Below are 12,314 nucleotides of genomic sequence, written 5' to 3' on the forward strand. Positions count from 1 at the left end.
ACTAAAAACAAAACCCACATGTATTTATAAAATCCATGACGAAAATATCGAAAAGCAATTTACATGAATATTAAAAACAAATATTCAAAACAAATAAAATGCACATAGCAAATAAATGGATAAACACATATAACCCATTGATTAAAAACCATTCATATGACAAATACTAATGTAATCAACACACATATATAATTATATAAAGATGCAAAAGAAATATTTTGAAATATTTTAAATACATTTGTTACATGTTATATTTTAAATAAAATGAACTTCATAGATAGTATCCAAATGTAGTCACTCGGATAGTACTACATATTCATTTTAATTATCATGCAAAGGGAATACATAATGAAAAGAAAAGTATTGGCACTGCTTCTCCCTGCTTTATTAGCTGCAGGCGCAGCAAATGCGGCTGAAATCTATAATAAGAACGGCAATAAACTGGATCTGTACGGTAAAGTCGATGGTCTGCGTTATTTCTCTGATGATGCTGGCAGCGACGGCGATCAGACCTATGCGCGTGTAGGCTTCAAGGGCGAAACACAGATCAACGACATGCTGACCGGTTATGGTCAGTGGGAATATAACATTAAGGCCAACGGCACCGAAGGTGATAAAGGCGATTCGTCTACACGTCTGGCTTTCGCTGGCTTAGGTTTTGGTCAGAACGGGACCTTTGACTACGGTCGTAACTATGGCGTGGTCTACGACGTTGAAGCCTGGACCGATATGCTGCCGGAATTCGGCGGTGACTCCTACACCCAGACCGACGTGTATATGACCGGCCGTACCAACGGCGTGGCTACCTACCGTAATAAAGGTTTCTTCGGTCTGGTTGATGGCCTGAACTTCGCTCTGCAGTATCAGGGCAATAATGAAGATGGTAAACGGGGATGGACTGGTCAGGAAGGTTCCGGTAACAGCGCAAACCGTAGCCTGGCGCAAGAAAACGGTGACGGTTTCGGTATGTCTACCTCTTATGACTTCGACTTCGGTTTAAGCCTCGGTGCGGCATACTCCAGTTCTGACCGTACGGATGACCAGGTTGCGCGTGGTTACCAGGACGGTATGAACAAACGCAACAACTATGCTGGCGGTGAAACTGCGGATGCCTGGACCGTTGGTGCAAAATATGACGCGAACAACGTGTACCTGGCAGCCATGTATTCAGAAACCCGCAATATGACTTACTATGGCGGTGGTAACGGTGAGGCTAGCGGCGGTATCGCTAACAAAACGCAAAACTTTGAAGCCGTTGCTCAGTACCAGTTCGACTTCGGCCTGCGCCCTTCCATCGCTTACCTGCAATCTAAAGGTAGCGATTTAGGTGGTCAGGAAGTGAGTCGTGGTAACTGGCGTTATGTCGACAAAGACCTGGTCAAATATGTTGATGTGGGTGTGACTTACTACTTCAACAAAAATATGTCCACCTATGTCGATTATAAAATCAACCTGCTGGATGAAGACGACAGCTTCTATGAAAGCAATGGTATCGCAACTGACGACATCGTTGCCGTTGGTTTAGTCTACCAGTTCTAATTGACGCAAAAATAAGCAAGCCCGCTTCATATGAAGCGGGCTTTTTATTTATACGAAACGTATTTTTTTACCACGCGGGCATTACAACGATAAACTTGTGAGGATACTCAAAGAAAAAAACATCCATGAGAACTGTCGTTGAAAGCGAGGCGTGCAAGTGCTTGAATAGTGGCGGAGAGAGGGGGATTTGAACCCCCGGTAGAGTTGCCCCTACTCCGGTTTTCGAGACCGGTCCATTCAGCCGCTCTGGCATCTCTCCGTTTTGGCGGTTGCCATGATGCCAGGTAATTTGGCATTTTAACAGACCCCGTTCCGTCAATTTCGTTCAAGTGACGAGTTTGCGAGCAAAACGATGATTAAGTGGCCCTGGAAAGAGCAAGAAACAACCCGGAGTGACGACTGGCCGTGGGACGACGCCCTGGCTATTCCTCTTCTGGTGAATCTCACCGAGCAAGAACAAGCCAGGCTTATTGCCCTGGCCGAGCGCTTTTTACAGCAAAAAAGATTGGTAGCGCTTCAGGGGTTTGAGCTGGATCCACTAAAAAGTGCGCGCATTGCGCTGCTTTTCTGTTTGCCTGTTCTGGAATTGGGGATTGAGTGGCTCGACGGGTTTCATGAAGTTCTCATCTACCCCGCCCCGTTTGTCGTGGACGATGAATGGGAAGACGATATTGGGCTGGTACATAATCAACGTGTTGTACAGTCCGGGCAAAGCTGGCAGCAAGGTCCGATAATCCTCAACTGGCTCGACATTCAGGATTCTTTTGATGCCTCCGGCTTTAATCTGATCATCCATGAAGTGGCGCATAAGCTTGATATGCGTAATGGCGACCGCGCCAGCGGTATTCCGGCGATCCCTCTACGAGATATTGCCAGTTGGGAGCACGACCTGCATGCCGCAATGAATAACATTCAGGATGAAATTGATCTGGTTGGTGAAACCGCGTGCAGTATAGATGCCTACGCAGCGACCGATCCTGCCGAATGCTTTGCCGTTCTATCGGAGTATTTCTTCAGTGCCCCTGAATTATTTGCACCACGTTTTCCGGCCTTATGGCAACGTTTCATTCAGTTTTACCGCCAGAACCCCATGGAGCGGTTACGCGATACCCGCTAAGGTGGCCATTGTCGCTCACCAAATGTGCATTAACGCTGAATTTGAAGATTAATTAACCAATTGAAATGACATGCTAATTTTACTGTTGACACCTCATGGTGAGGTCAGTAATATGCGCCTCGTTCACACGATTCCTCTGTAGTTCAGTCGGTAGAACGGCGGACTGTTAATCCGTATGTCACTGGTTCGAGTCCAGTCAGAGGAGCCATATTTAAGAAGCCTGCTTAGGAAACTAAGCAGGCTTTTTGCTTTTCAGGTCGCTATAAAATCCCCTCTCATAAGCACTCTGCCTGCTCTGCACCTCTGTTACGTGCCGCATCACAACGTTGATTAAAGTTATGTAAATGTAAATCGTTTAAACTTTGCAATTATTGTAAGTGCTAGTGATTATCATTTATTGTACGCGAGCCAAAGGAACGAGCCCCCCGCTCGGTTCACTGTACGTTCCAATTACTCTGGGATATAAACGATGAATTCTCTGCCTCGCGCCGGACTGCGCCGTATCACCCTTGCCTCTGCCCTGGTCTTCTCAGTTAGCCTACCGGCTTTCGCTCAGGAAACGTTAACGCTCTATACCACCCGTGAACCGGGTCTGATCCAGCCTTTGCTTGATAGCTGGACCAAAACCAGCGGCATCAAAGTCAGTACGGTCTATATCAAGGACGGTATGCTTGAGCGCGTTAAAGCTGAAGGTAAAAATTCACCTGCCGACCTGCTGATGACCGTCGATGCCGGTAATCTCATTGATTTAGTGGAAGCGGGTGTAACTCAGCCAGTAGAGTCAGAAGCACTGAAAACCGCTATTCCGGCTAATCTACGCGGCGCAGATAATCAGTGGTTTGCGCTGTCGATGCGTGCCCGCGTGCTGTATGCCGAGAAGTCACTGCCAATCGATAACTGGCATTACGAACAACTCGCCAGCCCTGAGTACAAAGGTAAAGTCTGTATTCGTTCCGGACAGCACCCGTATAACACGGCGCTGATCGCCGCAATGATTGCTCATCACGGTGAAGCAAAGACCGAAGAATGGCTGCGCGGTGTGAAAGCTAACCTGGCGCGTAAAGCTACCGGTGGCGACCGCGATGTTGCTCGCGATATTCTCGGCGGAATTTGCGATATTGGTCTAGCCAACTCCTATTACGTCGGCCATATGAAAAACGCCAAAGAAGGCAGTGATGCACGTCAGTGGGGCGATGCGATTAAAGTCGTTAAACCCACCTTTGAAAATGGCGGTACACACGTCAACATCAGTGGCGCAGCTGTAGCCCGCTATGCGCCAAATAAAGCCGATGCCGTTAAGCTGATGGAATATCTGGTTTCCGCACCTGCCCAGCAGCAGTATGCGAAAGCGAACTTCGAATACCCGGTACTGAAAGGCGTGACGCTTGATCCGGTTATCAGCGCAACTATTGGTGAAATCAACGTCGATAAAACGCCGTTAACCGAAATCGTTAAATATCGTAAACAAGCTAGTCTGCTGGTAGATAAAGTTGGATTCGATCAATAAACCTCTGCAGGTTCCGACGTTACGCGGCCTGGTTTCCGGGCCGCAGTCATTATTAACGCCGCTACATCTTGGCGCGCTGTGCGTAGCGCTTGGCGTTCTGACACCGATCATTGCGCTGATTTGGCAGGCTACCCAGGCCGATTTATCTCACTGGGATAATCTCCTGACGTATGTACTGCCTGCCGCACTAAAAAATACCGTGCTGTTATTAGCCGGTGTCGCGGTGATGGTCGGCGTGATTGGCGTAGGCAGCGCATGGGCGGTAACGGCATGGGATTTTCCTGGACGTAAAATTCTTAGCTGGGCGTTACTGTTGCCGCTGGCGATGCCAACCTACATTGTGGCCTTTGCGTGGCTCGATCTGCTGCATCCGATTGGCCCCCTGCAAACCTTTATCCGTTTTTTACTGGGCTTTGACAGCCCAAGACAGTTCCGGCTGCCAGATTTACGCTCACTTTCCGGCGCAATCATCCTGCTCGGATTAGTGCTATACCCATACGTGTATCTGACAACCCGCGCTATGTTTATCAGCCAGCCGGCCCATTTACTGGAAGCCGCACGCACGCTGGGATGCAGCGCAACCGGAACCTTTTTTCGTGTTGCTTTGCCCATGGCCCGTCCGGCACTGGCCGTTGGGATCAGCCTGGCACTGTTGGAAACGCTCAACGATATTGGCGCATCGGAGTTTCTCGGGGTACAGACGTTAACCGTTACCGTATACACCACATGGATCTCGCGTTCTGATTTATCTGCCGCGGCACAAATTGCCTGCATGATGCTGATGTTTATATTCCTGATTCTGACGCTGGAATTTTATGGTCGCAGAAAACAAGGATTCAGCAGCCGCAGCCTGCGGGAAATTCAACCTACGCGCGTGCAGGGCTGGCGTGGTTGGCTGCTCGGTGGCGTTATTTCACTGCCGGTTGTGCTGGGTTTTATGGCTCCGGTACTGTTTTTAATGTGGGAAAGCGCCAAACGCATAGGCGATGAGAACCCCCTTTCCTCTTCGTTACTGTCAGCATTGCAAAATACGCTATCGCTGGCAGCGGGAACCACGCTGGTGGTGGTTTGCATCAGTATGCTGGTGGCCTGGAGCGCGCGTCATAGCGCCGCAGACAACGCCATGCCGGGATTCCGTCGTGGCGTGATGCGTCTGGCCTCTTTAGGCTATGCGGTTCCCGGCACAATTCTGGCGATTGGCTTTTTAACCCCCGCCATGGCTGTCGACCGCTGGCTGGCAGATTTACTGGATGTTCGCGGCCTGCCGCTGATGTCCGCAGGGATCCTGCTGGTAATTTGTTGTGCCATGCGATTCCAGGCGATTGCCATTGGCGCACTGGATTCTGGTCTGGGCCGCATTCCACCTTCGCTGGAACAGGCGTCTCGTCTGTTGGGTGAGAATGGTGCGGGGACGTTTGCACGAGTCCATTTTCCCCTGCTGCGCCCAGCGTTAGTCAGCAGTGCCCTGCTGGTTTTTGCTGATGCCATGAAAGAGCTGCCAACAACGTTGCTTTTGCGCCCGGTCAATTTTGAAACGCTGGCAACGTTGCTGTATGCGGAAGCCGCCCGTGGAACCTATGAAGAAGGTGCTATCGCCGCGCTAATGATTGTTTTAGCTGGCACGCTACCGGTTATTTTGTTGGTGCGTCACCAAATGACTCGCCGTGGTTAAGAGAGCAACAATGTCAGAAATTGCATTACGACTCCAGGATGTACACGTTGCTTATGGCAACAGCCAGCAATCGGTACTGAGCGGATTTTCAATGTCGGTACGTCAAGGTGAAATTGCCTGTCTGCTGGGCGCTTCAGGCTGCGGAAAAACCACGGTGCTACGCGCAGTTGCCGGATTTGAACGCCTGCAAAACGGAGAGATCTATGTGTCACAGCGACGTGTTGCCGGTCCCGGCGTTCATCTGCCACCGGAAAAACGTCATGTCGGCATGGTCTTCCAGGAATATGCGTTATTCCCCCATCTGACCGCGCAGCAAAATGTGGCCTTTGGATTGCGTCGCATGCCGCGTGAGGAACAACAGGCCAGAGTGACTGAGCTGTTGAAAATGGTGGAGTTACACAGCCATGCCAACCGCTATCCGCATGAGCTTTCCGGCGGGCAACAACAGCGTATCGCCCTTGCTCGCGCGTTGGCGCCACATCCGGAAATCCTGCTGCTGGATGAACCCTTCTCCAGCCTTGATAAGCGCACGCGTGAGCGTCTTGGCAACGAGGTACGGGATATTTTGCGCGCCGCCGGGCAAACGGCGCTGTTGGTTACCCACAGTGAACACGAAGCCCAGCTAATGGCTGACCATATTGGCGTGGTAAAAATGGGGCAGTATCAAATTAAAAAAGCGACCCATCCGACCTGAAGGTCAACAGGGTCGCCCTGAAAATTAATAATGCTTCTGTACCAGGCTGATGTTCACCGGCATACCGGAACGTCTTTCCAACGCCTGGCTCCCGCGGCTCACATCCACGTCATTCCCGCTGATAAAGGTGCGCAAAGCGGGAGTGACGGGCAAAGGCACCTTTCTGTCAGACTCGTATTCCGAACGGTTTCGTGACAGCGGCTCATGTACTTCCACCCAGCGACTACCGTCCGGCTCTTCGCTGTATTTCACCGGTCGATCTATCAGTTGTACACGCGTCCCTACAGGCACCGTATCAAACAGGTACTTGATGTCATCATTCCGTAAACGGATGCACCCCTGGCTTACCCGCAGACCAATACCAAAATTGGCGTTTGTCCCGTGAATGGCATAAAGCCTGCCGATATAAATTGCATACAGGCCCATCGGATTTTCTGGCCCGGCAGGAACAAAAGCCGGTAAGCTTTCCCCGCGAGCGGCGTATTCACGTCGGGTATTTGGCGTCGGCGTCCAGGTTGGTGCTTCCTGCTTACGTTCGACCGCCGTCACCCAGTTACGCGGCGTTTCTCTACCCGCCTGACCAATGCCAATGGGTAAAACCTCAACCGTATTGCTGCCAGCAGGATAATAGTAAAGCCGCATCTCGGCGACGTTGATGACAATCCCCTCGCGCACGGTATCCGGAAGTATCAGTTGCTGCGGCACAACCAGCGTTGAACCCGATTTAGGCAGAAAAACATCGACGCCCGGGTTGGCTTCAAGCATATTGCTCAACCCCTGTCCGTACTGAGCGGCAAATGCCTCCAGCGGCTTGGTGTTTCCTGGTGGAACCGTAATAGTCAAAGGGCTACCCACCAGCCGACTCCCCTCTGGCGGCAGCGGATAACTCACCGCCTGCGCTCCCTGACTCGCAAGCAACATAATGAGTGAACAAAGCAGTTTTACACGACGCATCTTTTTCCTTTCCTTCGTCGCAACAGATATCCGTTAAGTATAGCTTTTATTATCTGTTTTAGTGGGTTACGACATATTTGCGCATAAAAAAACCTCGCCATCAGGCGAGGTTCAGGTTGAACGGTAACTACGCTTCCTTACCATCTGGAAGCACGATGTTACTGGCGGCGAGCTGCCCCATATTTTTGTACATCGCACAGGCAGCTTCAACAATCGGCATTGCCAACGCGGCCCCACTGCCTTCACCTAAACGCATCCCCATATTCAGATAAGGATCCAATTCAAGATGCGCCAGCGCGGTGCGGGCGCCCTTCTCAGCGGAGAAGTGTGACGGAATTAAGTAGGGTTTAATTTGTGGTGCAATCTGGCTGGCCGCCAGAGCAGCAGAATACGAAAGAAAACCGTCCAGCACCACAGGCAGACCACAGGAGGCCGCCCCAAGCATCACCCCCGCCATACCGACAAGATCAAACCCGCCAACCTTAGCCAGCACATCGACACCGTCATGGCGATCCGGTTGATTGACGGCAATTGCCCGGCGCACAACGTCTACCTTATTCCCCACCCGAGAAAGAGGAAGGTTAGCGCCAATACCCACGACTTCCTCAGCATCACTGCCGGTCAGCACGCTGACAATGGCCGCCGCAGGTGTGGTATTTGCCATACCAAGCTCCCCGACGCCAAACAGCGTTACACCGTCTTTTGCCAGCTCATGGGTATAGCGGATGACTTCCAGCAACAGCTCCTCGGCCTGCGAACGGCTCATTGCCGGGCCTTCGGCTATATTGCCGCAACCGCGTGCCACACGCATATTCACCACACCGGGAATAGGTTCAGCATCAATCCCAACATCTATCACATGAACCTTCGCCCCAACCTGAGCGGCCAGGACGCAGACGCCGGTCGTTCCACGCGTCATATTGGCAGCCTGAATAGCCGTGACAACTTTAGGCGAAACGGCAACCCCTTCATCCCACACGCCGTGATCGGCGCACATCACCAGCATCGCTTTGCCGTTCACATGCGGCACACCCTTCAGGCCAGGCATCCCGGCCAATTGTACGGCGAGAGATTCGAGTCGCCCCAAACTTCCCGGCGGCTTAAGCAAGCCGTCGATATGCTGCTGTGCACGCAACATCGCGGCACTGTCTGGTGATGGGATCGTGCGGAGTAAAGAGGTTAAAGTCTGCATAAGGGTTCCAGTATGTGGGCTGACTCAGAGCAGAGCCAGCAAGAAAATCAACTCGCCAAGTTCAATGGCAGCGCCCAGCGTATCGCCGGTTTGCCCACCCAACGTGCGTTTTAATAACTGCCCAAGAATAAAAACCGCCACCATTGTGACAACCAGCGCTGCCACGCCGCGCATGCCAGGAAGTAGCACGGCGGCAAGGATCGCCGCTAATCCCAACGTAACGCAGGTTTGACGCCCGGTGACTTTGCCAATAAAAACGTTGCCCAGCCCTTCTTCACGGGCATAGCGATGCCGATACATCAGCAACACCGCCGTTCCTCGCCCGGCGACACATGCCGCTGCCAGCGCGGCCAGCATTGGCGTGCCACGCAAAGCCAGTTCGCTCACCACCAGCACCTTCGCCAGTAAAACGAAAATTAACGCCAGTCCACCGTGGGTGCCCAGACGACTGTCGCGCATGATTTCCAGCATCCGCTCGCGTCGGCGCGCCGAAAAAATGCCGTCACAGGTATCCGCCAGACCATCCAGATGAAATCCCCCGGTCAGCAATGCCAGTGTCAGCACCGCAAAAAGGGCCGCCAACGGAATACCGCACCAGGGCTGGAGCGCCATAAAGACCAGCCCCGTCAGCCCTCCCAACACGACGCCAATCAGGGGAAACATTACAATACCGCGGGAATAGTGCTCGAAATCCAGTCCTTGCGACCAGCGAGCAGGAACGGGCAAGCGACTGATAAAAGAGAGCATTGCCCAGAACAACTTACTCATTTAATTTTGACTCCAATTCCTGATACCACCAGCCAGACCTCATCCGCTGCCGCCGCCAGTCGCTGGTTCACGCGTCCTGCAATATCACGAAAATGCCGCGCCAGACGATTCTCCGGCACAATCCCCATACCCACTTCGTTAGTGACCAACACGATCTTTGCCGGGCAGCGTTGACAGGCTGCGATCAGCGAACGGATTTCACCTTCGATAGACTGCTCCATCGCCGCGTAATCCCAGCTGTCCGGATCGCTTTCACCGCCCAGCGCAAACAGCAAGTTGGTCACCATCGTGGTGATGCATTCCAGCAGAATAGCTTCCTGAGGATCGTTCGTGTCCGTGATCAGTTCATCAAGATGTTGCCAACGTTCGGCTGTCCGCCAGTGCGCAGGACGTCCATCGCGATGATGCTGAATTCGCGCAGCCATCTCCTCATCAAAAATCTGCGAAGTCGCGATATACAAAACGTTTGGGGAATCAGCGATCAGCGCTTCCGCATGCCGACTCTTACCGCTTCGCGCGCCGCCAGTAACCAGAATCATCATACTGGCTCCCGGTGTTGCTGCATGATGGTATAAATTTTTTCAATATCGATGTGTTGCCGCATCGCATCCGCCAGCAGATCAAACTGCTGCGATTTATATTGCGCGTAATGGAAGGTGGAATCCAGCGGAGCTAACCCTTTACGTTCTCGCAGGCCATTGACCAACGCACGGGTGAAATCATCGCTGTCGAAAAGACCGTGAAGATAGGTGCCGAACGCCAGGCCATCCGGAGTGACCGCGCCGTCAACAACGTTGCCGCCGTCTTTGTGCAACGTCATCACCGACCGGCATTCATCGGTTAATGCTGTTTCGCCCATATGAATTTCATAACCGCGAACGGATAACCCCGCCGTGCCCGCCAGCCAGTCAGGCAGCGATGAAGACATTTGTCCCTCAACCAGGGTCGTGGTTTTGTGCTGGGCAAAATGGGTGACTGTATTAAGTAAGCCCAGACCCGGCAGCGTACCGAGGCCCGACTCTACTTCATCAATGATGGTGTCGCCGAGCATTTGATAGCCGCCACAAATCCCAACCACCGGTACGTTATTACGATGTAATTGCACGACGCCATGCGCCATCCCGCTTTCACGTAGCCATACCAGATCGCCAAGGGTATTTTTGCTGCCCGGCAAAATCACCAGATCGGCCCCCGCCAGCTCTTCAGGCTGGCGAACATAGCGCACGCGCACGTCCGGCTGCGCAGCAAGCGCATTGAAATCAGTAAAGTTAGAAATGTGCGGTATTTGAACAACGGCGATGTCGATATCGCGTTTGTCAGTGCGCAAATACTTGCCCTTTTGCAGCGCAACGCCGTCTTCATCTTCCAGATCAACATCCAGCCATGGCATCACGCCCAGTACCGGAACACCGGTCAGCGCTTCAATTTGCTCGATGCCGGAGTGCAGCAGCGTCACATCACCGCGAAACTTGTTGATGATCACCCCTTTTACCCGCGCGCGTTCGTGATCGTGCAACAGCGCCAGCGTGCCGTAAATGGAGGCGAACACCCCGCCACGATCGATATCCGCCACCAAAACGACAGGGCACTGCGCCATCTCGGCCATACCCATATTGACGATATCGCGATCGCGCAGGTTAATCTCTGCCGGGCTCCCCGCACCTTCCAGCACCAGCACATCGAACTCCTGCGCCAGGCTATTATAAACTGACAAGATCTGTTCCCGCAGACGTGGCTTGTACTCGTGGTAACTCACCGCGTCCATATCGGTTGCCACTTTACCCATCAGCACTACCTGCGCTTTTCGATCGCTGGTCGGTTTAAGCAACACCGGGTTCATACGCACATCTGGCGTAATGCCTGCGGCTTCGGCCTGAAAAATTTGCGCGCGGCCCATTTCTTTTCCCTCTGGCGTAATGCCAGAGTTCAGCGCCATGTTCTGCGATTTGAACGGTGCGGTATGCAGTCCATCCTGATAAAAAATACGACACAGCCCGGCGACCAATACGCTTTTACCCACATCAGATGCCGTTCCCTGCAACATTATTGCCCGCGTCATGACGCCTCCTTCAGTGCGTTCTCTCGCATACAACTAAAAAATTCAGCCTCTGTTTTACACAGCGGGAAGCCCAACTCTGTATGCAGCTTCACCAGCCAGGGCTGAGTTAATCCCGCTTGTTCAATAAGAACCGTACGGGCGAATACGTCGCCTGGCGTGCCGTGCGTGAGTACTTCGCCCCGGCGTAAAACGTACACCGCATCGCTGACTTCATAGATAAGATCGATATCATGGCTGGAAATTACGACGTGGTTTCCTTGCGCAACGATGCGTTTGATTATCTCAATCATCTGCGTGCGGCCTGACGGGTCAAGGCCCGCAGTAGGTTCATCCAGCAGCAGATACTGCGCCTGCAACACCAACGCCCCGGCAATCGCTACGCGTTTTTTTTGCCCATGGCTTAAACACTGAATGGGCTGATGGCGAAAATGCTGGGCGTCGACCAGCGTAAGCGCATCTTCCACGCGCCGAGCGATTTCAGCTTCATCCACCCCAAGATTGCGCAGGCTAAAGGCGATATCGCTGTCGATATCGGTATAAAAGATTTGCTGATCGGGGTCCTGAAATACCGTTGCCACCTGTTGACGCAGCGCCAGCAGGCCGCGCTTGCTGTAATCCAGCGGTTTGCCCTGCCACATCACCGCGCCTTGCTGTGGGCGCAATAAGCCACTCAGGTTCATAAACAGCGTGGATTTCCCGCAGCCATTAGCGCCTACCAGTCCGGTGACGGCATGCGTCGAAAAATCCAGCGTTAGCCCTTTGAGGATCGGGTCATCCTGATAGCGAAACCAAAGCGCTGAGGTGGCAAGCAT

General features: G+C 52.5%; 11 protein-coding genes and 2 tRNA genes. 6 read left to right on the forward strand and 7 right to left on the reverse strand.

The features are described 5' to 3' along the window. The first annotated feature begins 348 nt into the window (after positions 1–348). Positions 349–1,539: a porin OmpC gene (gene ompC / locus OGX86_RS10025; protein WP_286639924.1), complete on the forward strand. Its 1,191-nt coding sequence runs from the start codon at positions 349–351 to the stop codon at positions 1,537–1,539. 169 nt (positions 1,540–1,708) lie between these two features. Here the strand turns inward: ompC and OGX86_RS10030 are convergent. Continuing rightward, positions 1,709–1,798 (reverse strand) — tRNA-Ser (locus tag OGX86_RS10030). Positions 1,799–1,891: 93 nt separating this feature from the next. Between OGX86_RS10030 and mtfA the strand changes: the two genes are divergently transcribed. From mtfA to OGX86_RS10055, 5 genes are all read left to right on the forward strand, one after another. Beyond that, positions 1,892–2,656 carry a DgsA anti-repressor MtfA gene (mtfA, locus tag OGX86_RS10035; protein ID WP_032943883.1) on the forward strand — a complete coding sequence of 255 codons (765 nt, stop codon included), beginning with the start codon at positions 1,892–1,894 and terminating at the stop codon, positions 2,654–2,656. A 132-nt stretch (positions 2,657–2,788) separates the two neighbouring features. Next, positions 2,789–2,864: transfer RNA gene (locus OGX86_RS10040), tRNA-Asn, on the forward strand. A 261-nt stretch (positions 2,865–3,125) separates the two neighbouring features. Then, positions 3,126–4,163 (forward strand): extracellular solute-binding protein, encoded by a 1,038-nt coding sequence (locus OGX86_RS10045; protein ID WP_148361817.1) that lies wholly within the window; start codon positions 3,126–3,128, stop codon positions 4,161–4,163. Beyond that, complete coding sequence (locus OGX86_RS10050) at positions 4,147–5,835, forward strand: ABC transporter permease (protein ID WP_286639926.1); 1,689 nt, start codon at positions 4,147–4,149, stop codon at positions 5,833–5,835. The genes OGX86_RS10045 and OGX86_RS10050 overlap by 17 nt, the downstream gene beginning before the upstream one ends. 10 nt (positions 5,836–5,845) lie before the next feature. After that, a complete protein-coding gene (locus OGX86_RS10055; RefSeq protein ID WP_168978177.1) occupies positions 5,846–6,529 on the forward strand; it encodes an ABC transporter ATP-binding protein in 684 nt (227 codons plus the stop codon). Between the two features lie 24 nt (positions 6,530–6,553). On the opposite strand, the gene ldtA is transcribed toward OGX86_RS10055, so the two are convergent. From ldtA to OGX86_RS10085, 6 genes are all read right to left on the reverse strand, one after another. After that, positions 6,554–7,483, reverse strand: a complete 930-nt coding sequence (gene ldtA / locus OGX86_RS10060) for a L,D-transpeptidase (protein WP_168978176.1) — start codon at positions 7,481–7,483, stop codon at positions 6,554–6,556. Between the two features lie 127 nt (positions 7,484–7,610). Next, complete coding sequence (gene cobT / locus OGX86_RS10065; protein WP_168978175.1) at positions 7,611–8,675, reverse strand: nicotinate-nucleotide--dimethylbenzimidazole phosphoribosyltransferase; 1,065 nt, start codon at positions 8,673–8,675, stop codon at positions 7,611–7,613. Positions 8,676–8,699: 24 nt separating this feature from the next. Further along, positions 8,700–9,443, reverse strand: coding sequence for an adenosylcobinamide-GDP ribazoletransferase (gene cobS, locus OGX86_RS10070; protein ID WP_048216013.1), 744 nt, complete (start codon positions 9,441–9,443; stop codon positions 8,700–8,702). Beyond that, the gene (gene cobU, locus OGX86_RS10075; protein WP_048216012.1) at positions 9,440–9,985 is read right to left on the reverse strand and encodes a bifunctional adenosylcobinamide kinase/adenosylcobinamide-phosphate guanylyltransferase; all 546 of its coding nucleotides are present in this window, start codon (positions 9,983–9,985) and stop codon (positions 9,440–9,442) included. Before cobU ends, cobS begins: the two co-directional genes overlap by 4 nt. Then, on the reverse strand, positions 9,982–11,502 hold the full coding sequence (locus tag OGX86_RS10080; RefSeq protein WP_136392081.1) for a cobyric acid synthase: 1,521 nt from the start codon (positions 11,500–11,502) through the stop codon (positions 9,982–9,984). The genes cobU and OGX86_RS10080 overlap by 4 nt, the downstream gene beginning before the upstream one ends. Continuing rightward, on the reverse strand, positions 11,499–12,314 hold the full coding sequence (locus tag OGX86_RS10085) for an energy-coupling factor ABC transporter ATP-binding protein (RefSeq protein ID WP_168978173.1): 816 nt from the start codon (positions 12,312–12,314) through the stop codon (positions 11,499–11,501). The genes OGX86_RS10080 and OGX86_RS10085 overlap by 4 nt, the downstream gene beginning before the upstream one ends.

It is taken from the genome of Citrobacter sp. Cpo040 (assembly GCF_030332915.1).
Taxonomy (GTDB): Bacteria; Pseudomonadota; Gammaproteobacteria; order Enterobacterales; family Enterobacteriaceae; genus Citrobacter; species Citrobacter portucalensis.